This is a genomic window from Halopenitus persicus (assembly GCF_900107205.1).
GTDB lineage: Archaea > Halobacteriota > Halobacteria > Halobacteriales > Haloferacaceae > Halopenitus > Halopenitus persicus.
Genome location: NZ_FNPC01000004.1, coordinates 331,840 through 353,117, shown reverse-complemented (window position 1 = coordinate 353,117; position 21,278 = coordinate 331,840). Strand labels below are relative to the sequence as shown.

23 protein-coding genes and 1 pseudogene are annotated in these 21,278 nt (G+C 68.8%); 13 read left to right on the top strand and 11 right to left on the bottom strand.

Annotation, left to right across the window (positions count from 1 at the left end; genetic code table 11):
* Nucleotides 1-71: 71 nt before the first annotated feature.
* Complete coding sequence (gene dapB / locus BLV25_RS08930; RefSeq protein WP_021073408.1) at nt 72-896, bottom strand: 4-hydroxy-tetrahydrodipicolinate reductase; 825 nt, start codon at nt 894-896, stop codon at nt 72-74.
* Nucleotides 893-1,828 carry a 4-hydroxy-tetrahydrodipicolinate synthase gene (gene dapA / locus BLV25_RS08925; RefSeq protein WP_092732333.1) on the bottom strand — a complete coding sequence of 312 codons (936 nt, stop codon included), beginning with the start codon at nt 1,826-1,828 and terminating at the stop codon, nt 893-895. The genes dapB and dapA overlap by 4 nt, the downstream gene beginning before the upstream one ends.
* Before the next feature lie 485 nt (nt 1,829-2,313).
* Between dapA and BLV25_RS08920 the strand changes: the two genes are divergently transcribed.
* Both BLV25_RS08920 and BLV25_RS08915 read left to right on the top strand, forming a co-directional pair.
* On the top strand, nt 2,314-2,838 hold the full coding sequence (locus BLV25_RS08920) for a DUF7342 family protein (RefSeq protein WP_021073405.1): 525 nt from the start codon (nt 2,314-2,316) through the stop codon (nt 2,836-2,838).
* On the top strand, nt 2,835-3,131 hold the full coding sequence (locus tag BLV25_RS08915; protein WP_176819465.1) for a hypothetical protein: 297 nt from the start codon (nt 2,835-2,837) through the stop codon (nt 3,129-3,131). Before BLV25_RS08920 ends, BLV25_RS08915 begins: the two co-directional genes overlap by 4 nt.
* Nucleotides 3,132-3,198: 67 nt before the next feature.
* On the opposite strand, the gene BLV25_RS08910 is transcribed toward BLV25_RS08915, so the two are convergent.
* The gene (locus BLV25_RS08910; RefSeq protein ID WP_021073403.1) at nt 3,199-3,594 is read right to left on the bottom strand and encodes a hypothetical protein; all 396 of its coding nucleotides are present in this window, start codon (nt 3,592-3,594) and stop codon (nt 3,199-3,201) included.
* Between the two features lie 221 nt (nt 3,595-3,815).
* Here BLV25_RS08910 and nadA point away from each other — a divergent pair, with 221 nt between their 5' ends.
* From nadA to nadC, 3 genes are read left to right on the top strand one after another with little or no spacing between them, the layout of a single operon-like run.
* Complete coding sequence (gene nadA, locus BLV25_RS08905) at nt 3,816-4,949, top strand: quinolinate synthase NadA (RefSeq protein ID WP_021073402.1); 1,134 nt, start codon at nt 3,816-3,818, stop codon at nt 4,947-4,949.
* Nucleotides 4,950-4,955: 6 nt separating this feature from the next.
* Complete coding sequence (locus BLV25_RS08900) at nt 4,956-6,491, top strand: L-aspartate oxidase (RefSeq protein WP_092732330.1); 1,536 nt, start codon at nt 4,956-4,958, stop codon at nt 6,489-6,491.
* On the top strand, nt 6,481-7,356 hold the full coding sequence (gene nadC, locus BLV25_RS08895) for a carboxylating nicotinate-nucleotide diphosphorylase (protein WP_039400481.1): 876 nt from the start codon (nt 6,481-6,483) through the stop codon (nt 7,354-7,356). Before BLV25_RS08900 ends, nadC begins: the two co-directional genes overlap by 11 nt.
* Before the next feature lie 91 nt (nt 7,357-7,447).
* Here nadC and BLV25_RS08890 read toward each other — a convergent pair whose 3' ends face one another.
* Nucleotides 7,448-8,347, bottom strand: a complete 900-nt coding sequence (locus tag BLV25_RS08890; RefSeq protein ID WP_021073399.1) for an HFX_2341 family transcriptional regulator — start codon at nt 8,345-8,347, stop codon at nt 7,448-7,450.
* Nucleotides 8,348-8,574: 227 nt separating this feature from the next.
* Here BLV25_RS08890 and BLV25_RS08885 point away from each other — a divergent pair, with 227 nt between their 5' ends.
* Together BLV25_RS08885 and BLV25_RS08880 are read left to right on the top strand one after the other, a co-directional pair.
* Nucleotides 8,575-9,072 (top strand): LabA-like NYN domain-containing protein, encoded by a 498-nt coding sequence (locus BLV25_RS08885; protein ID WP_021073398.1) that lies wholly within the window; start codon nt 8,575-8,577, stop codon nt 9,070-9,072.
* A gap of 22 nt (nt 9,073-9,094) precedes the next feature.
* Complete coding sequence (locus BLV25_RS08880) at nt 9,095-9,280, top strand: hypothetical protein (RefSeq protein WP_021073397.1); 186 nt, start codon at nt 9,095-9,097, stop codon at nt 9,278-9,280.
* A gap of 4 nt (nt 9,281-9,284) precedes the next feature.
* Here BLV25_RS08880 and BLV25_RS08875 read toward each other — a convergent pair whose 3' ends face one another.
* Both BLV25_RS08875 and BLV25_RS08870 read right to left on the bottom strand, forming a co-directional pair.
* Complete coding sequence (locus BLV25_RS08875; protein WP_218128620.1) at nt 9,285-10,610, bottom strand: MFS transporter; 1,326 nt, start codon at nt 10,608-10,610, stop codon at nt 9,285-9,287.
* A 278-nt stretch (nt 10,611-10,888) separates the two neighbouring features.
* Nucleotides 10,889-12,283: an FAD-binding oxidoreductase gene (locus BLV25_RS08870; protein WP_092732327.1), complete on the bottom strand. Its 1,395-nt coding sequence runs from the start codon at nt 12,281-12,283 to the stop codon at nt 10,889-10,891.
* A 206-nt stretch (nt 12,284-12,489) separates the two neighbouring features.
* Between BLV25_RS08870 and BLV25_RS08865 the strand changes: the two genes are divergently transcribed.
* Nucleotides 12,490-12,999, top strand: coding sequence for a PUA domain-containing protein (locus BLV25_RS08865; protein ID WP_092732324.1), 510 nt, complete (start codon nt 12,490-12,492; stop codon nt 12,997-12,999).
* A gap of 12 nt (nt 13,000-13,011) precedes the next feature.
* Here the strand turns inward: BLV25_RS08865 and BLV25_RS18140 are convergent.
* Nucleotides 13,012-13,250, bottom strand: a pseudogene (locus tag BLV25_RS18140) (PIN domain nuclease); the annotation flags it as partial.
* A 44-nt stretch (nt 13,251-13,294) separates the two neighbouring features.
* Here BLV25_RS18140 and BLV25_RS08860 point away from each other — a divergent pair.
* Nucleotides 13,295-13,609 carry a toxin-antitoxin system TumE family protein gene (locus tag BLV25_RS08860; protein ID WP_021073393.1) on the top strand — a complete coding sequence of 105 codons (315 nt, stop codon included), beginning with the start codon at nt 13,295-13,297 and terminating at the stop codon, nt 13,607-13,609.
* A complete protein-coding gene (locus BLV25_RS08855; RefSeq protein ID WP_092732321.1) occupies nt 13,606-14,148 on the top strand; it encodes an HVO_A0114 family putative DNA-binding protein in 543 nt (180 codons plus the stop codon). Before BLV25_RS08860 ends, BLV25_RS08855 begins: the two co-directional genes overlap by 4 nt.
* 69 nt (nt 14,149-14,217) lie before the next feature.
* On the opposite strand, the gene BLV25_RS08850 is transcribed toward BLV25_RS08855, so the two are convergent.
* Nucleotides 14,218-14,451, bottom strand: coding sequence for a hypothetical protein (locus BLV25_RS08850; RefSeq protein WP_256335689.1), 234 nt, complete (start codon nt 14,449-14,451; stop codon nt 14,218-14,220).
* Nucleotides 14,451-15,119, bottom strand: coding sequence for a hypothetical protein (locus BLV25_RS08845; protein ID WP_021073390.1), 669 nt, complete (start codon nt 15,117-15,119; stop codon nt 14,451-14,453). The genes BLV25_RS08850 and BLV25_RS08845 overlap by 1 nt, the downstream gene beginning before the upstream one ends.
* Before the next feature lie 238 nt (nt 15,120-15,357).
* On the opposite strand from BLV25_RS08845, the gene BLV25_RS08840 reads away from it, so the two are divergent.
* The 3 genes from BLV25_RS08840 to BLV25_RS08830 all read left to right on the top strand — a co-directional run bounded on the left by BLV25_RS08840 (nt 15,358) and on the right by BLV25_RS08830 (nt 19,313).
* A complete protein-coding gene (locus tag BLV25_RS08840; protein ID WP_143114415.1) occupies nt 15,358-17,940 on the top strand; it encodes a hypothetical protein in 2,583 nt (860 codons plus the stop codon).
* A 303-nt stretch (nt 17,941-18,243) separates the two neighbouring features.
* Entirely contained in the window at nt 18,244-18,795 is a 552-nt protein-coding gene (locus tag BLV25_RS08835) for a DUF7342 family protein (RefSeq protein ID WP_092732314.1), read from the top strand.
* A 17-nt stretch (nt 18,796-18,812) separates the two neighbouring features.
* The gene (locus BLV25_RS08830) at nt 18,813-19,313 is read left to right on the top strand and encodes a hypothetical protein (RefSeq protein WP_092732311.1); all 501 of its coding nucleotides are present in this window, start codon (nt 18,813-18,815) and stop codon (nt 19,311-19,313) included.
* 476 nt (nt 19,314-19,789) lie between these two features.
* On the opposite strand, the gene BLV25_RS08820 is transcribed toward BLV25_RS08830, so the two are convergent.
* Together BLV25_RS08820 and BLV25_RS08815 are read right to left on the bottom strand one after the other, a co-directional pair.
* Nucleotides 19,790-20,086 (bottom strand): UPF0175 family protein, encoded by a 297-nt coding sequence (locus tag BLV25_RS08820; RefSeq protein WP_092732308.1) that lies wholly within the window; start codon nt 20,084-20,086, stop codon nt 19,790-19,792.
* Nucleotides 20,087-20,324: 238 nt separating this feature from the next.
* Complete coding sequence (locus BLV25_RS08815; protein ID WP_092732305.1) at nt 20,325-21,245, bottom strand: NAD-dependent epimerase/dehydratase family protein; 921 nt, start codon at nt 21,243-21,245, stop codon at nt 20,325-20,327.
* Between the last annotated feature and the right edge of the window lie 33 nt (nt 21,246-21,278).

Below are 21,278 nucleotides of genomic sequence, written 5' to 3'. Positions count from 1 at the left end.
TTTATGCGTCGGTTCGGAGAGCGGTCGGGAGCGGGTTCGTCGGAGTCGCGGTCGGGAGCCGAGCTGATGGCTCACGCGTCGTCGATGACGTCGCCGAAGTCGTACCGGCCGGCCGGCCGGTCGGCCAGCCAGACGGCCGCGTCGAGCGCGCCGGCGGCGAACACGCCGCGGTCGCCGGCCCGGTGGGTGAGCTCAAGGACCTCGTGGGTGCCCGCGAGCAGCACCTCGTGTTCGCCGGTGACGTCGCCCGCGCGCCGGGCGTGAACGCCGATCTCCCCCGGCTGGCGGGGCGCGTCGCCCTCCCGGCCGTGGACGCGACCGTCCCGGGAGAGGTCCGCGCGGACGTCCTCGATGTCGTCGAGAAGGGTGTTCGCGGTGCCCGAGGGCGCGTCGCGCTTCCCGTTGTGGTGGGTCTCGGTCACCTCGACGTCGGCGTCGGGCAGGGCCGCGGCCGCCTCCCGGACGGCGCGGCGCAGCGCGGCGATCCCCCGCGAGAAGTTGGCGGCCTTCAGCACCGGGACGGCGTCGGCCGCGTCGCGGAGCGCCCGCAGTTGGTCGTCGTCGAAGCCGGTGGTTCCGGTGACCAGCGGGACGCCGGCGGCGGCGCAGGCCTCGGCGTACGCGACCGCCGAGTCGGGGCCGGTGAAGTCGACGACGACGTCCGGCTCGACCGCGGCGATGCGGTCGGCGAACTCGTCCGCGGGGTCGACGGCGACGCCCGCCACGGGCTCGGTCTCCGAGCGGTTGACCGCCAGCGCGACCGTCAGCCCCTCGCGATCGACGGCCGCCTCGATCACCTCGCGGCCCATCCGCCCGCCGGCGCCGGTGACGGCGACGCGGAGCGGGTCGGCCCGGTCGGCGTCCGTGGCTTCGCTCGCTTCGGCGCCCTCGCTCATCGCGACGCCTCCTCGGTCGCCAGCGGACCGATCTCGCCGGGGGCCGCCGTCTCGTACTCCGCGAGCAGGTCGGCCAGCGAGTCGCGATGCTCCCCCGAGAGGCGGGTGAGCGGCGACCGGACGTGCGGCCGGCCGCGGTCGCGGATGGACATCGCCTCCTTGACCGGGATGGGGTTCGTCTCGACGAAGAGCTCCCGGCACAGCGGCGAGAGCTCGTGGTGGATCGCGCGGGCGCGCTCGTAGTCGCCCGCGAGCGCGGCGCCGACCATCGCGCAGGTGCGCTCGGGCTCGACGTTCGCGACGACGCTTATCGTGCCGGTCCCGCCGATCGAGAGGATCGGCAGGGTGAGCCCGTCGTCGCCCGAGAGGATCGCGAACTCCTCGTCGGCGGTTCGCTCGAGGACCTCGCTTATCAGGCCGAGGTCGCCGGAGGCCGCCTTGTAGCCGACGATGTTCTCGTGTTCGGCGAGGCGGGCGGTGACGTCGACCGGGATCGACCGGCCGGTTCGGGAGGGGACGTTGTAGACGATCTGCGGCAGGTCGACCGCGTCGGCGATCGCGGTGTAGTGCTCGTCAAAGCCCTCGGGTTCGGGCTTGTTGTAGTACGGCGAGATGAGCAGGAGGCCGTCAGCGTCGGCGTCGGCCGCGCGCCGGGACAGCGAGAGCGCCTCCGCGGTGTTGTTGGAGCCGGTCCCCGCGATCACGGGGACGTCGTCGACGGCCGCCGAAACCGTCTCGATCACGTCGACGTGCTCGTCGTGGGTGAGCGTGGCCGACTCGCCGGTCGAGCCGACGGGCACCAGCCCGTCGACGCCGGCGGCCTCCAGATACTGCGCGTTGGCGGCCAGCTGGTCGTGGTCGATCTCGTTCGATTCGTCGAAGGGGGTCGTCATCGCGGGCATCACGCCCTCGAAGGGTGTCGTGGTTGTCATCGTGGGATCGTGTGGTGGGTCGTGGTATGGTCGTGGGTCGGGTCGGTCGTATTCGCGTCGGTCGCGGGTCGGGTCGGTCGTATTCGCGTCGGTCGCGGGTCGGGTCGATCAGTCGTGGTTCGGGTCGGTCGTCCGTACTGCGGATCGGTCGGTTGGAATCGGTCGGTGATCGTCGGATCGAGGATCAGCGACGCGCTCGCGGACGCGTCGCTGTGTGGTCAGGTCGGGGGCCGCCCGGGACGGGGTCGCCACTCCCGCCGGTGGGCGTTTCACACGCGTTTTTTCGAGAAGAGCCGCGTCGCTGGCGGCGGGGTCGTGCTCCGGATGGACGCGGCGGTCGGCACGGGCGTGAGTGTGGGCTTCTGTTTCTTATACGTTCCGGCTTCGAGGGAGGCGGTATGCGTTTGGAGATCCCGCGTCCTCGATCGTCGGTTACTAATATCCAGTACAATAGATATATATTCAATAACGGTCTATTCGATCTTATGTCCGATAACACCGAACCGAGCGACGATCACGCTCGCGACGCGATGACTCGGGGTGACCGGGTACGAGCTGCCGCGCGGACGCTTCGAACACCACGGAGCCCAGCGTGGGTCGCCGAGGAGACCGGCGTCTCCGTGAAAACCGCTCAAAAATACCTCGACCAGCTCGTCGAGGACGACGTTCTTCGTCGGATCGAACGGGCGGATCGATCGCTATACTGCGTCGATCGGTTGATGGCGACCTACCGCGAGGTCGCGGCGCTACAGCGTGAACACGACCGTGAAGAGCTGACCGACGTCCTCGAATCGATGCAGTCCGAGATCGCGGCGTGGAAAGCGACCTACGACGTGGAGACGCCGGGCGAGCTTCGGGCAAGCATCGCGGACGTGGACGACCCCGACGAGGTCGAGGAGCGGCGTGAGGTCGCCGCCGACTGGGAGCATCTCGACGACCGGATCCCCATCGTTCGTGCTGCCCTCAACGAGTACGACTGGGCGAGCGATCGGGACGTCGTGCCGGTGTGACGACGATGGGCTTGTCAGGAACGATCGACAGCTCGACCTATCAGGGGCTAAAGGACGTCCTGCAACGATATCCGGTGGTCACCACCGTCACGTACGAACCGGACGGCATTCGCAAACGATCGATTCGAGCGCGGATCGATCCCGCCAGAATCTCACCACCGACGGGACCGGCTACTCCCACCCTTGACGTCGAATGGCGGTTCGAATCCGAGACGGCGTACTACCGCATCCACTATGCGGACCCGAACAGGGGATTCGATTCACGCCTTCCGTCACTGGTTAGTGAGGAGTGACGGCGAATGGATAGAAGGCCTGAGTAGGGATAGGAACGGACACCCTCGATCCTGACGGCAAGACGGCTCACGTGTTCCCGTCTCGCCGCCGCCGAACGCCGATCGCAAACAGCACGCAACCCGCGCCGATCGCGCGAACCACGGAGACGAACCGGTCCGACCACTCGAGGTCCCCGGAACGGTCGTAGGCGACCGACGCGCCGGCGTCGAGGTAGCGGTGCGGGGCGGCGAGGACGACGGTTCCGATCACGCCGACGAGCGTCGCCAGCCATCGGTAGGGCCGGCCGCCGATGAGGGCGATCGCGACGTATGCGATCCCCTCGGTCCGGATCGCCGATTCGAGCCAGGGCTTCGGGGTCGCCTCGCCGGCCGACTCGAACGCGACCGACTCGTAAACGGTGAGCGTTCGATCCGGCAGGGCCGCGAGGAGGGCGCCGAGCAGCCCCAGGAGTAACCGTGTCATACGGTATCTATGGTCTTGGTAGTATATAAGCGGTGCGTGGTGACACGATCGGTCCACGGTTCGCACTATCGAACTTTTAATATCCTTATTAATGCACGTTCGTGGATGATATTTCTCCATTCCGGATATCGAATTTCGATCGGGGTTTGAATTCGGTATTGAAGATAAAATTTTATCAATAGTCGTTGTCGATGGGTGAGACACCACACGGACCGAAACCCATGCCTGAACTCAAATCGACGTCCCTCGAAACGGATCTCAGCCTCTTCAAGTACGACGACCTCGAGCGGTTGCCGCCGCGATATCGGGATCTGACCGAGGCCGAGCGAACGGAACGGATCGACGCGGCGCGCGAGGCGCTGGGCGAGGACGTGGTGATCCTCGGCCACAACTACCAGCGCCGGGAGATCGTCGAGCACGCGGACTTCGTCGGCGACTCCTACGGGTTGAGCGAGCGCGCCGCCGCGGCCGACGCCGAGTACGTCGTCTTCTGCGGCGTCACGTTCATGGCCGAGTCGGCTGACGTCATCACCGACGACGACCAGACGGTGATCCTCCCCAGCATGGAGGCGTCGTGCCCGATGGCCGGGATGGCCGAGGCGCTGCAGGTGGACGACGCCTGGGCGGAGCTGACCGCCGCCGCGCCGGAGTCGGAGATCGTCCCGGTCACGTACATGAACAGCTACGCGGACCTGAAGGCGTTCTGCGCCGAGCAGGGCGGGCTCGTCTGCACCTCCTCGAACGCGCACGAGGCCTTCGAGTACGCCCTCGACCGCGGCGACACGGTCCTGTTCCTCCCGGACAAGCACCTCGGGGAGAACACGGCCCACCGGCTGGGGATGGCCGACGAGGTCGTCGAGTGGGACCCGTGGGATCCCGCGGGCGCGGACGCCGAGGCGGTTGCCGACGCGTCGATCGTTCTGTGGGACGGCTACTGCCAGGTCCACGAGCGGTTCGCCGTCGACCACGTCGCGGCCGTCCGCGACCGCCACCCGGACGCGAACGTCATCGTCCACCCCGAGTGTCGCCGCGAGGTCGTCGAGGCGGCCGACGTCGTCGGGTCCACAGCGACGATCCGCGAGACGGTCGCCGCGGCCGACCCCGGCGAGACGTGGGCGATCGGCACCGAGATCCACCTCGCGAACCACCTCGACCGGTGGCACCCGGCGGTGAACGTGGTGCCGCTGTGCGGGGACGCCTGTATGGACTGCAACGCGATGCGCCAGGTCGACCCGAACTACCTGACCTGGGTGCTCGAGGGGCTCCTCGAGGACGAGCCGCGGAACGTGATCGCGGTCGCCGACCGCGAGGCCGAGCTCGCGTCGCTGGCGATCGACCGGATGTTGGAGCTCTGATCCACGATGGGCGAGACCACCGACCTGCTCGTCGTCGGGAGCGGGATCGCGGGCTGTGCGGCCGCGCTCGCCGGCGCGCGGGCGGGCGCGGACGTGACCGTCGCCACGAAGGCGAGCCGACCCCAGGAGTCCACGAGCTACTGGGCACAGGGCGGCATCGCGGTCACCCGGGGCGATCCGGCGGCGTTGAAACGCGACGTGCTGGCGGCCGGGGACGGCGCGTCCGACCCGGATGCGGTCGACGTGCTCGTCTCGGCGGCGGACGACGCGGTGCGGGACGTCCTGGTCGAGACGCTGGGCGTCGAGTTCGACGCGGAGTACGGGCGCGAGGCAGCCCACGGCGAGGCGCGGATCCGCCACGTCGACGCCGCGACCGGGAAGCACCTGCTCGTTCCGTTCCTCGAGCACCTGCGGGACCGCGAGGCGGTCACGATCCTCGAGGACGCCGCGGCCCTCGAGCTGTGTACCCACGAGGGCCGGATCCACGGCGCGCTCCTCGAGCGGGACGGGACGGTGACCCCGTGGTTCGCGGGCGCCACGGTCCTCGCGACCGGCGGGATCGGCGCCTGCTACCGCCGGTCGACGAACCCGCGGACCGCGACGGGCGACGGGATCGCGATGGCCGCGCTCGCGGGCGCCGACGTGGCCGATATGGAGTACGTCCAGTTTCACCCGACCGCGTTCGCCGGGGACGAACGGGACGAGCAGAGGGGACGGAACGAGCCAGGTGGGCGAGACGAGACCCGAGGCACGTTCCTCCTCAGCGAGGCGGTTCGCGGGGCGGGCGCGGTGTTGCGCGACGCGACCGGCGAACGGTTCATGGTCGACCGCCATCCCGATGCCGAGCTCGCGCCGCGGGACGTGGTCGCCCGGGCGGTCGCCGACGCACGCGAGCGGACCGGCGAGGTGGTCCTCGACGTCACGCCGGTCGACTTCGCCGGCGAGTTCCCCGAGCTCGCGAGCGCCTGTGCGGACCGCGGGGTCGACCCCGAGTCGGGGATCCCGGTCGCGCCCGCGGAGCACTTCCTCTGCGGCGGGATCGACGTCGACGCGAGGGGCCGGACGTCGCTCGACCGCCTCTACGCGGTCGGCGAATGCGCCCGGACCGGGGTCCACGGAGCCAACCGGCTCGCGTCGACGAGCCTCCTCGAGGGGCTGGTGTGGGGACGCCGCGCCGGCGCGGCCGCGGGACGGACGAGCGCGGAACGCGGTCCCGAGCCGATCGCGGCCCCCGATCTCGCCGACCGCGACCCCGACCTGCCCGACCGGTTCGCCGCCGAGAAGGCGGCCCGGCTCCGCCGCGTGATGGAGTCGGAACTCGGGATCGTTCGCGATCCCGAGGGGATCGAACGGGCAAGGGCAGCCCTCCGGCGGCTGAAGGGCGAGGTCGACGCCTACACCCGAACCCGGACGAGCCGGTCGCTCTACGAGCTGCGCGGCGCCTGCGTGTCCGCGCTGCTGGTCGCGCGGGCCGCGGCGGCGAACGACCGGTCCCGCGGCTGTCACCGCCTGCAGGAGGGGACGCCCGCGAATGCCGATTGAGCGATCCACGGTCGAAGCCTGGCTGCGCGAGGACCTCGGCCATCACGACGTGACGAACCACGTGCCCGGCGAGACGACGGGCCGGCTCGTGGTCCGGGAGGCGGGCGTCGTCGCGGGCCTCGAGGCGGCCGCCGCCGTCTTCGAGCACCTGGACGTCGCCGTGACCGACCGGCTCGCGGACGGGGACGCCGTCGAGCCGGGCGAGGTGGTCCTCGCCGTCTCGGGGCCCGCCCGGGACGTTCTGCGCGGCGAGCGCGCCGCGACCAACGTCGTCGCGCACGCGTCGGGGGTGGCGACGCGAACCCGCCGGGCGGTCGCGGCCGCCCGGGAGGTCTCGGAGTCGGTCCGGATCGCCGGCACCCGGAAGACGACCCCGGGGCTCCGCGGCGTCGAGAAGCGGGCGATCGCGGCCGGGGGCGGGGACACCCACCGGCTCGACCTCTCGCACATGGCGATGGTGAAGGACAACCACGTCGCCGAACTGGGCCTCGAGGGGGCGATCGAGCGCGTCCGCGAGCGGACCTCCTTCGCGACGCTGATCGAGGTCGAGGCCGAGGACGTCGCGACCGCGCGCGAGGCCGCGCTCGCGGGCGCCGACGCCGTCCTCCTCGACAACATGGCGCCCGAGACGGTCGAGCGCGCGGTCGCGACGCTCGCTGACGCTGATCGCAGGGACACGGCGGACGCCGAGAGTTGGACGGACCCGGGGAACGCGGCGGCCCCCGGAAGCGTGATCACGGAAGCCAGCGGCGGGATCACCCTCGAGACCGTGCGCGAGTACGCCGCGACCGGCGTCGACGTCGTCTCGATGGGGTCGCTGACCCACAGCGCGCCGTCGCTCGATCACTCGTTCCGGACCGGGTGAGGCGGCGGCGCGCCGGTCCCGGACTGCCGACCGAGGCGGCGGCGCGCCGGTCCCGGACTGCCGACCGAGGCGGCGGGCAGGAGGCGGCCGGCTACTCCGACTCGTCGGCGTGCGACCGGACCCACAGCTCGCCGATCCGGGACAGGCGGGTCCGGTAGGACTTGCCGTGCTCCTCGCGTTCGATGTAGCCCTTGCCGCCGGGGCCGAGCTGGTCGACGTTGTAGATGACCTTCGAGCGGAAGGAGTCGGTGTACTCCTCGCCCAGCTCGCGGGCGAGCGTCTCCGCGAGCTCGGAGACGGACTCGAAGACGCCGTGTTCCCCGAGCGTGAAGAGGATCAGCTCCTCGAATGGCTTGACGTTCGAGAAGGAGGCGACCGGCAGCTCGATGATGTGGTCCTCGCCGAACTGCTTGGCGCCGATGGTCGTCCCGCGCTCGTCGAACTCCGCGAGGAGGTCCCGGGCCGACGCGAGGTGATCGGCGAGGCGTTCGTCGTCGGCGTCGATCGCGCCCGCCTGCAGGTCCTCGAGGAGGTCACACTGGGTCCGGAGCGTCTCGGCCAGCTCGGTCTCGAGGTACTTCTCCGGGACGGTGTAGTAGGTGTGGATGCGGTCCCGGTCGCCCTCGCGTTCGACCATGATCGAGTGGGCCGCGGTCGCGAAGGCGAACGAGACGGTCCGGGGCATCGCGGAGACGTTGACCCACACCTCGCTGCCGGCGTCGAGCTCGTCGTTGATGAGCCCGTAGGCCTGCTCGAAGGCGGCGTCGTAGTCGTAGACGTCCGCGACGACGAACCGCTCGGTCTCGGCGCCCAGCAGGTTCCGGAAGTCCTTCTCGAGCTTCTCGGCCAGCCGGCGGGAGTACTCGACGTTGGCCTCGCTGCCGACGGCGCCCTCCAGCAACACCACGTGGTCGACGTCGAGCTGGTCCCGCACGAGCGGGGCGATCAACCGGTCGTAATCGAAGCCGACCGGAACGATGTGGGTCTGCATACCCCGGCGTCGGGACGGCGTCCTTATGGTCTTTATGAGCGGTGGCCCCGCTCAGCGATCGGTTCATCCGTCCGTGGAGCGGATCGATTCGTCGGCCCGTGGAGCGGATCGATTCGTCGGCCCGTGGAGCAAATCGATTCGTCGGCCCGTGGAGCAAATCGATTCGTCGGTCCGCGAGGGCCGGACGAGTGGGAACCACCTTAAACGAGGGGACTGAACCGGCGGGTATGACCGAGATCCATCCGAGCCAGCGCGTGGCCGTGTTGACGGACTCACAGAACCTGTACCACACGGCCCAGAGCGTCTACTCCCGGAAGATCGACTACTCGGCGTTGCTTGCGAAGGCGGTCCAGGACCGCCAGCTCGTGCGGGCGATCGCCTACGTGATCCGCGCGGAGTCGCCCGAGGAGGAGCGCTTCTTCGAGGCGCTGCGCGACATCGGCTTCGAGACGAAGATCAAGGACATCAAGACGTTCCCGGACGGGAGCAAGAAGGCCGACTGGGACGTCGGGATGAGCCTGGACGCGGTGACGCTCGCGAGCCACGTCGACGTCGTGGTGCTGTGCACCGGCGACGGGGACTTCTCGCGGCTCTGTTCACACCTCCGGCACGAGGGCGTGCGCGTGGAGGCGATGAGCTTCAAATCCTCGACGGCCGACGAGCTGGTCGATGCCGTCGATACGTTCATCGACCTGGGCGCGCGCGAGGACACGTTCCTCCTTTAAGTGGGGCGGCCCAATGCCGGCTATGGACACGGACCGACCGCCGGCGGAGATCGCCGAGACGCTCGCGATGCCGTTCATTCTGGGGATGGCGTTCGGGCTCGCGATCGGCCGCTTTCTGGGCGGGTTCGTCGTCGGGGTGCCGCTTGGACTGGTGCTGTTCGCGGCGTTCGCCTGGATCCGGTCGCGGTTGGCGGCGCTCCCGCAGTAAGGGGTCAGGGCCGGAGATCACGACGAAGAAGCACGGTCGCCAGCGTGCAGCCGGCGAGCGCGACCGCCGCGAGCACGAGGAAGACGGCCGCATCGGCGGCCGCGTAGGTGAGGACGACGCCGACGATCGTCGCGCCGAGCGCGCCGATCCCGAAGATCCCGAGGTAGGTGAACCCGAACGAGAGCCCGCGCGATTCGGGCGGCGAGTAGGCCGCGACGGTCGCCTGGCTGAACGGCTGGATGCCGAACAGCGCGAACCCGAGCGCGGCGCTGACCGCCAGCAGGGGGAGGACCCCCGCCGCGGCCAGCGGGACGAACGCGACCGCGATGACCGTCAGGAGGAACAGCACGGTCGCGAGCCCGCGCTCGGGCTCGATCCGGTCGAGGAGCCGGCCGCTCGTGTACTGGCCGGCGATCCCGGCCGTCAACAGTCCCACGTAGACGTACCGCGAGACGTCGAACTCCTCGGCGAGGGGACTGTCGGGGGCGAAGATCCCGAGCCGGACGTCGCCCACCGCGGCGAGGAGGAACTCCCGAAGCAGCTCGGGGAGGAAGGTCAACATCCCGCGGTAGAAGAGCCCGTTACACAGCACCACGAGGAAGACGAGCGTGAATCCGGCGGTGAACACCCGCCGGCTCCCCGCGAGGAAATCGCCCAGCGATCGGATCGTCGTGGCGTCCGAGTCGGCGTCGTCTCGGGTGGCGTCGTCCCCGTCCGCTCCGTTCCCGTTCTCGCCGTCCCCGTCCGCTCCGTCCGCGGCCTCAATGCCGGCGGTTTCGTCGAAGTCGGCCGACAGCCCCACGACGCCCGCGGCGATCGAGAGCACTCCGAGGGCCGCCGCGACGACCCGCCAGTCGGCGACGAGCAGCAGCACCGCCGCGGCCAGCGGGCCGAACGCGATCCCGGCGTTGCCGGCCATTCCGTGGTAGCCGAAGGCCACGCCGCGCCGGTCGGGGTCGACGCCGTTGCTGATGAGCGCGAGCCCGGCCGGGTGATAGACGCTGGCGGCGGTCCCCCAGAGCGCGAGCGTGACCGCGATCCCGGCTAGCGAGGGGGCCAGCGCGAGCCCGAAGAAGGCGAGCCCCATCCCGAACAGGCAGCCGACTATCAGCCGCCTGGAGCCCAGCCGGTCGACGAGGAGCCCGCCGGGGAGCGCGCCGGCGCCGAAGAGGCCGTAGCCGACCGTGACGACCGCGCCCAGGACGGCGGCGGTGACCGAGAACTCGGTCAGCCAGACCGTCATCAGGATCGGGATCGACAGCTCGTAGGTGTGGACGAGCCCGTGGGCGGCCATCGTGAACGCCGTGATCGACCGGTCGTTCGCGTTCACGGCTGCGGCCCTCCGAGGGCCGCGGGAGCTGGTGTGGGGACGCCGGACATCGGTTCGATCGGTCGTACCCAATCCAGCGCCGGCAATGAACCCACCGGATCCGGAACTCGTCGTATCGTCCCCCGAAGGCGACCGCATCGGCCCGGAACTCGTCACGTCGAAGCCGAACGCGCCGGGGTGGGTCGCGGAACGTGGCCGCTCGTCGCCGGCGTGGCGGCTGCGCGTCTCGTCGCTCCCGTCTCGAGCAGTTGGACGGATCGATCAGTCGGTCGGATCGATCAGTCGGTCGGATCGATCCCCCGGGTCATCCGAAACAGTCCGTCCGGATCCCACTCGCGTTGCAGCCGGCGGAGCCGCTCGTAGTCGTCGCCGAACGCGGCCCGGCGACGCGTCTCGGGGTCGTCCTCGGAAAGGAAGTTCATCGCCACGTCGCCGGTCGCGTGGCGACGGAGCGCCTCGTGGAACGACTCGACCCACTCGACGTGCTCGTCGTCGTCGGCCGGGTCCGTCCAGCGTGCCTCGACCAGGACGTGGAAGGCGTCCTCGCGGCGGGGGTAGGCCGTCGCGTCGGGGTCGGGATCGGTCACCGCGCCGCCGCGCGGCGAGACGAAGACGGTCGCGCCGTCGGCGGGCACGTCGGATCCGTGCCGCACGAGCGTCCCGATCGCCTCGTCGGTCACGGTCTCGAGGTGCTGGCTTCGGAGAGCCGTGCGGATCGATCCGCGGCTCGCGCCCGCCCGCTGGAACCGCTTGTACCGTCGAGATCGGATCGAGTCGGCGATCGGGTCCCCGAACGACCGGAGCGGTTCGAGCACCGGTCGTCCTTCCTCGGGCGGGCCGGCGTAACAGACCACGAGCATCGCCACCCGGTCGCCGTGCCGGTCCGCGGGAAAGTGGGAGGCGGGCGGCAGCGCCATCAGCCCGAACAGGGCGTTGGCCTCCCGGGGCGCGTCGGCCACGAACTCGCGATACCGGCGGGCGACGGCCGGCGCGTCCGAGACCGGGTACGCCAGCGAGCCGGCCAGGATCTCGGGGCCCACCTCGTGGAGATCATACTCGAAGGACGTGACGACGCCGAACCGGCCGCCGCCTCCGCGGAGCCCCCAGAACAGTTCCGGGTGGCGGTCCGCGCTCGCGCGGACGCGCTCGCCGTCGGCGGTGACGAGCTCGACGGCCCGGAGGTTGTCGCAGGTCAGCCCGTACTTGCGGCTGAGCCAGCCGACGCCGCCGCCGAGCGTCAGCCCGGCGACGCCGATGTTCGGGTCCTGGCCGCCGGGAACCGCCAGCCCGAACGCCTGGGTCTCGTGGTCCACGTCGCCCCACGTCGCTCCGGCCTGGACGCGGGCGATCCGCCGGTCCGGATCGACGTCGACCGCGTCCATCTCCCCGAGGTCCAGCAGCAGCCCCTCGTCGGGGACCGCCGTTCCGGAGACGTGGTGGCCGCCGCCCTTGGCCGAGAGCGACAGGCCGTGCTCGCGGGCGCCGGTCACCGCCGCGAGCACGTCCGCGGTCCCCGTCGGCCGGGCGATGACGTCGGGCTCGTGGTCGATCCTGGCGTTCCAGACCCGCCGCGCCGCGTCGTATCCCGCGTCGCCGGGTTCGAGGACGGCGCCGCGGAGGGCCTCGCGGAGCTCGTCGACGGCAGCGTCCGGAGCTGGCGTGGGTGGTGGCATCGGATCCTCGAGACCGGCGTCTCCCGCCGAGGTTGGACGGCCGGGTCGGTAAAGGTTCGCCCCGAACGCGGCTTCCGGGACGACGACCGGGTCGCAATCGGCCCGAAGGGGAGCGACGACCTGGCCGCAGCCGACCCCGCCACGGGGGGCGACGATCGGCGCATCGGATCGGACGACTGTTATTCACGCGGGCCGGACGGGAGCGTATGAGCGACACGACGGGACTGGCCGACCTGCGGGTGGTCGCGGACTACCAGTTCGGCGCGGGCGCGGGGGCGGCGCTGTTCCCGCCGGCGGAGCCCCACTCGATCCGGCGGTCGAGCGGGGGCCGACCCCGGCAGGTGCTGGCGGGCGACGTCGACGCCTCGGGGGGCGACGCGGGCGAGCGGCTCGTCTCCTACGGGACCGACGGCCGATTCACCCTCGGGGTCGCCGGCGGGCGGCGGCTCGCGGCGGCGTTGGATCCCCCGGCGTATCGCGTGACCGTCGGGGAGGAGAGCGAACCCTTCGTGCGCGAGGGGAAGAACGCGTTCGCGAAGTTCGTGCAGGGAGTCGACGACGCGGTTCGGCCGGGCGACGAGGTGCTCGTGGTGACGCCCGACGACGAGCTGCTTGGGGTCGGGCGCGCCGAGCTGGCCGCCGCCGAGATGCGCGCCTTCGGGACCGGGATGGCCGTGAAGGTGCGCGAGGGCGTCGGTGCGGCCGGAAAGGAGTGAAAACGGCGGCCGCTACTCCGGATAGCTCTCGAGGGGCGTCCGGTCGATACCAACCAGGTCGTAGTCGCCAGGTCGTAGTCGCGTTCCGACGAGCAGACGCCCTCGTCCGCGACGTGCGCGATCCCGGCGTGGACCGCGTCGAACGGCGTGAGGCCGTGCTCGTCGATGAACGCCGCCGCCGCCAGGAGCGCGTCCTCGTGGGCCTGCGGGCGAACGGGGACGAGTTCGAGGAGGTTCTGGACGACCGTCGGGCGAAACGATTATTATCGTTGGTCAAGTACACCAACAGTGTTGGATGGGGACGACGGTCATCTACGAGGACTCGGACACGTTCGACGATGGCTCCCGGTACGAGATGGTCGCGACCGACGTCCCGGAAAGCGAGGACTATCCGGAGGGAGTGAAATACCGGTTCCAGTATATGACTGCGGCGGGTCGAACGGTGCTCCGGTTCGACAACTTCCCGGACCACCCCGACGTGGGTCGCCACCACTACCATACGCCGGACGGCGTCTTCGACGTCGAATACACCGGTCTCAGCGACCACGTTCGAGCGTTCCACCGCGAGGTGGACGACCGACGAACCGCTGACCGCGGTGAGACACCATGACCAACGACGACAAGACCGACGACGACAAGACCAACGACGACAAGACCAACGACGACGGGATCGAGGTCAGGGATACGGCCGCGGCGAACGCGATCGCCGGGACGGACGCCGAGGCGGGCTTCCTCGCGGATCGCGACCCCGAGGCGTATCCGCCGGTGCTTCGGATCACGTCGGAGCCCGAGCGGGATCACCGTCGCGACGCGATCGACCGGCTCGAACGGTGGGAGGCCGGTGAAACCGTCCCGCACGTGATCAACTTTCAGAACCCGAGCGATCTCCGGGCGCTCCTCACGGATCGCCGCGTCGAGCTCCTGCGGAGCGTGATGGCGGAGCAACCCGAGAGCATTCGTGGCCTGGCCGACCGGCTCGATCGGGACGTGAAGACGGTTCACGACGATCTGCAGGTCCTCGCCGAGTACGACATCGTGCACTTCGAGCCGGACGGGCGAGCGAAACGCCCGTTCGTTCCCTACGAGACGATCGAGGTCAGCCTCGAGATCTCCACGCCCGGCTCGGCGGACGACGCCGCCCCCGCCTGACGAGGGCACGATTCGCCGGGTCGAGTGTTCCCACGCGGACGCGAACGGGACCGGATCGAAAGGGATCAGTCACGGGTCATCAGCGAGAAATGCCCGGCAGCGTCGAGCCATTCGGTCCGTGAAATCTCGGGTGATCCGCCCTTGCGGGTTCGCCACTGCTCGGTGTTTGATCGTCCCAACCACCCACGGCGAGCAGTACGACGTGGTGTCCGGATCGCGGCCGGCCACCCAGTCGTCACCGACCTCGTAGTTCATCGGGAGGTCACTGGTCGTGAGCGCCTCGCTTCGGCCAATGATGCCCATCAGGCCCGGTCCCCCTCACGATAAGTTACGTTCAGATCGATGTCGGGCTCCAGTCGGTCGAGCATCTCGAGTGCCGGCTGGAACTGCGCGTAGTTGGACCGCATATAGGTGATCGTCTCCGACCGAGGCTGGACCGGGTAGCCGTCGACCCACTCCCGCTCGAGCGTGTCGCGAGCGTCGAGGACGACCTGCAGAGGACCGTCGATCGCCGACCGGGGCTGCCGATCGAACGCGGTCGGAACTCCGACGGCGTCGAAAAAGCGTTCCCAGTCCGCGAGGTCGCGATCCCGGACGGCGAGGAACAGGGGATAGTCGTCCGGGTCCCGGCCGATCTGATACCCGCCACGCGTCCACACGTAGACGGCGTCGATGCGCGTGAAGGCGAACGGCCACTCGCCAAACGTCGGAAGCCGGTACGCGTCCTCGATCGACGGCGGACTGCTGGTCGCGCTCGCCGCGAGAAGCTCCCGGGTGGCTTCGCGAACGCGATCATCCACGACGGACAGCCCGTCATCGTACGTGAGGAACCCGCCGTCTTCGAGCCGGTCGACGGCCCCACGGACCGTCTCGTAGGGACGGTGCAGCCGGTCCGCGACGCGCTGGATGGTGTCGCCGGGCTCCGTCGCGAGGATGACCTGGGCCGCCGTCTCATCCAGAAGTTCGTACATCTGATAAATACTACTTTTTCGGTAGTACTCAAAAAATTTATGTTTCAGGCGATCAAGGCGACCGTCCCGGGGTCGGACGGAGGACACGGTCTCCCGTGATGACGAGACGCTCCGCGTCCCGGACCGCTTGCCCGCCGGGCAATTCCCAATGACGATCGATCCCAACCACTCCCTCCAACCACGACGTCGCCGGGGACCAACGCCTTTTAAGCGGTCGCCGGCACACGGTCTGAGACATATGGCGGATCCGCACGCGGCCACGCGTAGCCTCCTCGAGGACCGACCGGAACTGGCCGAGGCGGTCGCGGACGCGATCGAGACGGACGCGGCGGCCGAAACGCCCTGGACGTTCGACGACCTGGCGGCCGACTCCGGGGCGTTCGGCGAGCTCGTCTCGCGGGGGATCGTCGAGAGCGAGGGCGAGGGGTATCGCGTGGCCGACCCCGAGGCGGTTCGGGCGGCGCACGAGGCGGTCACGGCGGGCGGCGGCGCCGGGAACGGCGAGGGCGACGCTGGCGGTGGCGGTGCGGGCGGGGGTGCAGGCGGTGCTGGCGGAAGCGATGCTGGCGGTGCTGGCGGAAACGGAACTGGCGGAAGCGGAGCTGTCGGCAGCGATCGGGACGGCGTCGACCTCGCGCTCGGATCCCGGCTCCGGGGGTGGGTCGCCGGGCTCACCGAGGGGCTGCATCGGGACCTCCTCACGGGCCTGCTGGCCGTCTTCGCGTACCTGTTCCTGATGCGGATCGTGACGATCGGGAAGGTGTTTCGGGGCGAGCGCGTCTTCCTGCCGGGCAACGACCCCTACCACTTCCTGCACGGGGCGGAGCGGTTGGTGGCGGCGGACGTCGGGTGGTTGGAGATTGAGACGCTATCGGAGGTTATGGGCGGAGGAATTACTGCATATCCCCTGACGTACACGATCGGATGGGCGGCGACGAAGCTGTTCGGGGGCGGCGAGGTCGAGGCCGCGGCGGGGATCGTGGCGTGGATCCCGGTGGTCTCGGCGCTGCTCGTGGGGGGTTGCGTCTACCTGTACGCGGTCTGGACGACCGGGGACGAGCGCGTGGCGCTGGCGTCGGTGCTGGTGTTCGCGCTGCTGCCGGGGCACGCGCTGTATTCGGGGATCGGCTTCATCGACCACCACACGATCGACTACGCCTGGCTGGCGCTGACGGTGCTGGGGGTGCTCTGGCTCGCACGGTCGCTTTCGGGCCGCGAGGTCGGGGCGTGGCGGTCGTACCTGCTCGCGCCCTCGACGATCGCGGTGACGGGGCTCGTGGGGGTCGTCATCGCGGCGATGGTCCACTCGTGGGGCGGGTCCCCGATCCTGCTCGTGGGGCTGGCCGTCTCCGTGACGCTACGGGCAGCCTCCGACATTCGGACCGAGCGGAGTCCGCTTGTGGCAGGGGTGCCCGTGATCGGGGCGCTGGCGATCGGGTTCGGGCTGGCGTTCCTGCTGCACACGCGGTACGGCTGGCAGGAGTCGATGGTGGTCTTTATGCCGCTACTAGTGGCGATAGGCGGCGTGCTCGTGGTGCTCGCGGCGGTCGTGGTCCAGAAGCTGGACCTGCATCCGGGCGTGCATCTCGGGGCCGCGGCGGCGAGCGTGGTGCCGCTGCTTGCGGGGTTCGCGCGATTTCGGCCGGCGGACTTCGAGCAGTTGCGGGGACGGGTGATCGATCATCTATTAGGACGTGAGGGGATCGCCGAGACGCGGTCGCTGGTCTCGGGCGATTTCGGCTACTTCTTCGGGTCGGTGGACCACTTCGGATGGTTCCTCTTCTTCGCGCTGCCGGCGCTGATCTGGGTCGGGTGGCGGTGCGCCGAGGAGCATCGCCCCGAATGGTTGGTGCTCGTGAGTTACGCAGCGAGTCTGCTTGGGTTCGCAGTCTTCCAGATCCGCTTCGCCGGGGAGGCGACCGCGGTGACCGCGGTGTTCGCCGCGGTCGGAATGATGTGGCTGCTGGGGAAGGTCGAGCTGGTCGAGCCGCCGACGATCGTCGGGAAGTCGGACGAGGCGGAGCGAACGCGACGGTTGGAACGCGACGTTGGGGATGGCGATGGGGAAAGCGGGCGGACGCGGTTCGCCTGGTGGCCCGAGACGATGACGATCCGGCGGATGAGCACGATCGCGTTGTCGGTGATGCTGATCGGCAGCCTGAGCCTGTTTCTGGTGCCCGGAATGATGGACACCGTGGCGATCAGCGACGCGGAGGCGGACGCGGCGGCGTGGATCGACGAGGACGCGGAGGAGCGTGAGGGACCGAACTACGTGTTGAGCAACTGGGGGCGGGCGCGGATGTACAACTACCAGGTGAGTGGTGGCGGGAGTGGGTATGGGTATGCGCGGAACAACTACCAACCGTTCGTAAACAGCACGAACCCGGACGGCAGTTATAACCGGTTCTCGGGGCGGGTCGGATACATCGCGATCGAACGACTGGAGGTCGACGCGAACCCGCGAACGACCTACGCGCAGCTGTTCGAGGAGCACGGGAGCGCGACGTCGGCCGCAAACGGGTCGGGGCACTTCCGGCTCGTTCACGTGGCCGATCGTGGGGGCGTCAAGGTGTTCCGGCCGGTTCCGGGTGCGTCGATCGTCGGGCAGGGAGAGCCAGGGGCGACGGTTCGCGCGAACACGACCGTAACGACGTTCGAGGAGGAGTTCGCGTATACACGGCGAGGTACGGCGAACGAGAACGGGACGTACACGATCCGGGTGGCGTATCCGGGAGAATACACGGTCGGGAACCAGTCAGTGCAGGTCTCGAACGTGGCAGTGGAAAACGGAACGCAGGTCGCCGTTGCTGCAGGATCGTGAGGGAGGGAACGTTGTGAGGCGATGTCCGGATACGAATAGCGCTGAATCCACGCTCGCAACCCGGATGGAGGGCGAACGTACTCGTGAAGGCCGTCCCCGATACGAACGTGCTTATTTCGGCAGTCACTGTGACCGGAACGCGACACGGCGTGGTCGTGGCAGGAGAGGCCGGCGAGCATCGGATCGTCGCATCCGTCCCACCGCTCGTCGAGTTCGCATCCTCGCGAACACGTCTTGGTTATACGAGAATATCCGAATATATATGAGAGTGCGGGATGAACACCGTCACAAGAGGTACCAAGTATGTCCGAATCCCCGCGGGATGGGGCCCAGTCGTGGACGAAGTCGATGAGTGCCCGCGAACGCATTCGGGCGGTCGTCGAGACGCTTCGTGAGCCCCGGTCAGTGAACTGGATCAGCGAGCAGGCCGACGCCGCCTGGAGCACGACCAACGAGGAACTCCAGGCGCTCGTCGATCAGGGGCAGCTGCGCCGCGTCGAGGCCGGCGAGACCACGCGCTATCAGCCGGACTATACGCGACTCCTCTTCGAGGAGATCCGGACGCTCATCGAGGAGAACACGCGCGAGGAGCTTCGCAACGAATTGGCCGCGATCACCGAGGAGATCGAAGAGTGGCAGGCCACCTACGACGTCGAGACGTGGGAGAAGCTCGAGCAGTCGCTCGCCGACGGCGACCTCACGAGTGCCGAGCTTCGCGACCGTCGCGACGTCATCGCGTTCTGGCGCGAGAACGAGGCGGATCGCCGACTCATCAAGCACGCACTGGAACTCTACTCCGACGCCGAAGCCGCCCGCGAACGGATGACCGACGTGGCCGACCGCGCCACGAGCTAATCCTCCTCGCTTACAGTATGATATTTCTCGCCGGTCGCGACCGCTATACACAGCGGACCCTTCTCCGCGATGTTCACGACCGATTGACGAGACAGGCGGGGTGTGCGGACGTGCGGTATCGCCCGTCCCGACGCCGCCCCCGGTACGTCATCGCGGATGTCGATCCGACCACGTTCCTGAGTGCCTCCTCCGACGCGGAGACCGCACGACTGGAGATTCGCTTCTGGTACCCAGCCGACGCCGACCACGAATACTACCGCATCAATTGGGTCGAACCGGATCGGAACCTAATGGTCGGCTTCCACCAGGATGCCGATCATCCGGACCTCGGGAGCTGTCATATCCAGCTCACGTACGAGGACACGCCGATCGATCGCCATCGTGCATCGGTTCTCGATTCGCACCCACTCGCGGTCCTTGATCACCGACTCCAGCAGCTCCCGGCAGCGGTCGCGGCGATTCACTGGGAGAACGGGACGCCCTCGCTCCCGTCCTGGCCGGTTGATCCGGTTCGTTAATCGGGCAGAACGGACCGGGGAGACGAATCCGACCGGGAGTCCCAGCTCCGTTCACCTCGGGAAACGAGAACGGAACGGACGCCGTTCGAGTTGCGCCTCCTGGTGAGTACACGGTCGGGGATCGATCGGTAGAGGCTTCGAACGCGGCGCCGAGGACCTCGAGATCGCGCCCTCCGAGGACGCGACCGTTCTCGAGGAGTCGTACGACTCCTCGATCCATATATTCCGATATATCATATGGTCAAAACCATTCGTGTCTCGGAGGAGTATCACGAGTGGTTGACCGCACACAACGAACCCGGCGAGACGATTGAGGAGACGCTGCGCCGGATGACGCGGAGTCCGCATCCCGACGACGTCGCCGGTCTGCTGACGGGGCCGGAAGCTGACGCGGCCAAAGCGGCGGTGGCGGATCTTCGCGGGCGTGATCGCTCGGACGGCTGCTTCATATGCCCTTATAAATACTATACTACGGCTCAGTCGGTGATCGTCCGCAGCTGGTCGTCCCGCTGGTCGTCAGTGAGAAACCCGGCGTCCCGGTCGATGCCGCGGTCCGCGAGTTCGTCCGTGAACGCTTCCACCGAGACGCCCGCCAGTTCGGCGGCCCGATTGCAACTCACCGCACCGGACCGGTACTGCTCGACCGCAAGCGACAACCGGAGTTCGGGTCGCTGACGGAGCAGCTCACGGACGGCCTCCTCGATCATCGCGTCGGCGTCGTCGTAGCCGCCGGCAGCCACGATCGCATCGAGATCGGCTGTAAGCCCCGACATACACGCATTTAGTGTCGACTGCCGCATAAAGACACCGGCCTCCGAGCGAACGTTCGAACGGAAATCGGGATGAGCGATCGCGATGGTGTCGATCGTCAGGGGATCCTCGTCACGCGCCTCGACGCTGTCTGACCGAGTCCGGTCTTCACTCGGTACGGGGTGTGAGTAGGTGAGGAGGGTGTATACGCGCTTATAACTCGTCCTTCGCCACCCTGGCCACACTGACGAGACGGCCGCGTTACGCCTCGAGGTACGGTTCACAGACCAGCTCGACGCCCTCCTCGAAGTCGATCTCGGGTTCCCAGCCGACGGCGTCGTTGATCCTGGAGATATCCGCGCAGGTGTCGTGGACGTAGTTCGCGAGGGGAATCGGCTCGTACTCGGGCTCGACGTCGGTGCCGAGCGTCTCGTTGATCAGCGCGACCATCTCGTTGAACGAGTACGGGTCGCCGGTGCCGAGGTTGTAGACGCCGGCGAGTTCGGCGTCGCCGGCCTGTTCGAGTCCGCGGACGATGTCCGAGACGTGCGTGAAGTCGCGCGTTTGGGTGCCGTCGCCCCAGAGGACCGGCGACTCGCCGTTCGCGATCTGCTCGGTGAACTGCGAAACGGTGTTGGCGTACTGGCCCTTGTGGGCCTCGCTGCCGCCGTATCCCTGGTAGACGGAGAAGAAGCGCATCCCGGCGAGGGTGACGTCGTCGTAGAAGTCGTTGTAGTACTCGGCGTAGCGTTCGCGGCCGAGCATCGAGGCGTCGTAGCCGGTGGAGGCCTCGAGCGGAACGTCCTCGGGAGTCGGTTCGGTGCGGCTGCCGTAGGCCGAGGAGGTCGAGGCGTAGACGACCGTGTCACAGCCGTCATCGATCGCCTGTTCGACCACGTTGACGAAGCCCTCGACGTTGACGCGGGCGCCCCGGCGCGGGTTTTCCTCGAGCATCTGGCGGCTGGAGAGCGCGGCGAGGTGGTAGACGACGTCGACGTCGGTCGGGAGGTCGTCGTCGAGCACGTCCGCCTTAACGTACTCGACATCATCGTTGAGGTTTTCGGGCGTGCCGAGGAACTCGTTGTCGAGCGCGATGACGTCGTTGTCGGTCGCGAGATCGTTCGCGAGGTTCGAGCCGATGAAGCCCGCGCCGCCCGTGACGAGAACGCGTTGATCGTACATAGGTGACCGTCTGGGAAAGCGTCACTAATAGTA

Bases quoted from the DNA above. Each gene is read 5' to 3' on its own strand.
- BLV25_RS08855 (WP_092732321.1), top strand. From the start codon at position 13,606: ATGACCAACGACGACAAGACCGACGACGACAAGACCAACGACGACAAG.
- BLV25_RS08815 (WP_092732305.1), bottom strand. From the start codon at position 21,245: ATGTACGATCAACGCGTTCTCGTCACGGGCGGCGCGGGCTTCATCGGC.
- BLV25_RS08840 (WP_143114415.1), top strand. From the start codon at position 15,358: ATGGCGGATCCGCACGCGGCCACGCGTAGCCTCCTCGAGGACCGACCG.
- BLV25_RS08910 (WP_021073403.1), bottom strand. From the start codon at position 3,594: ATGACACGGTTACTCCTGGGGCTGCTCGGCGCCCTCCTCGCGGCCCTG.
- BLV25_RS08885 (WP_021073398.1), top strand. From the start codon at position 8,575: ATGACCGAGATCCATCCGAGCCAGCGCGTGGCCGTGTTGACGGACTCA.
- BLV25_RS08845 (WP_021073390.1), bottom strand. From the start codon at position 15,119: ATGTACGAACTTCTGGATGAGACGGCGGCCCAGGTCATCCTCGCGACG.
- BLV25_RS08865 (WP_092732324.1), top strand. From the start codon at position 12,490: ATGAGCGACACGACGGGACTGGCCGACCTGCGGGTGGTCGCGGACTAC.
- BLV25_RS08860 (WP_021073393.1), top strand. From the start codon at position 13,295: ATGGGGACGACGGTCATCTACGAGGACTCGGACACGTTCGACGATGGC.
- BLV25_RS08900 (WP_092732330.1), top strand. From the start codon at position 4,956: ATGGGCGAGACCACCGACCTGCTCGTCGTCGGGAGCGGGATCGCGGGC.
- BLV25_RS08835 (WP_092732314.1), top strand. From the start codon at position 18,244: ATGTCCGAATCCCCGCGGGATGGGGCCCAGTCGTGGACGAAGTCGATG.
- BLV25_RS08890 (WP_021073399.1), bottom strand. From the start codon at position 8,347: ATGCAGACCCACATCGTTCCGGTCGGCTTCGATTACGACCGGTTGATC.
- BLV25_RS08830 (WP_092732311.1), top strand. From the start codon at position 18,813: ATGATATTTCTCGCCGGTCGCGACCGCTATACACAGCGGACCCTTCTC.
- dapA (WP_092732333.1), bottom strand. From the start codon at position 1,828: ATGACAACCACGACACCCTTCGAGGGCGTGATGCCCGCGATGACGACC.
- BLV25_RS08880 (WP_021073397.1), top strand. From the start codon at position 9,095: ATGGACACGGACCGACCGCCGGCGGAGATCGCCGAGACGCTCGCGATG.
- BLV25_RS08820 (WP_092732308.1), bottom strand. From the start codon at position 20,086: ATGTCGGGGCTTACAGCCGATCTCGATGCGATCGTGGCTGCCGGCGGC.
- nadC (WP_039400481.1), top strand. From the start codon at position 6,481: ATGCCGATTGAGCGATCCACGGTCGAAGCCTGGCTGCGCGAGGACCTC.
- BLV25_RS08920 (WP_021073405.1), top strand. From the start codon at position 2,314: ATGTCCGATAACACCGAACCGAGCGACGATCACGCTCGCGACGCGATG.
- nadA (WP_021073402.1), top strand. From the start codon at position 3,816: ATGCCTGAACTCAAATCGACGTCCCTCGAAACGGATCTCAGCCTCTTC.
- dapB (WP_021073408.1), bottom strand. From the start codon at position 896: ATGAGCGAGGGCGCCGAAGCGAGCGAAGCCACGGACGCCGACCGGGCC.
- BLV25_RS08870 (WP_092732327.1), bottom strand. From the start codon at position 12,283: ATGCCACCACCCACGCCAGCTCCGGACGCTGCCGTCGACGAGCTCCGC.
- BLV25_RS08850 (WP_256335689.1), bottom strand. From the start codon at position 14,451: ATGGGCATCATTGGCCGAAGCGAGGCGCTCACGACCAGTGACCTCCCG.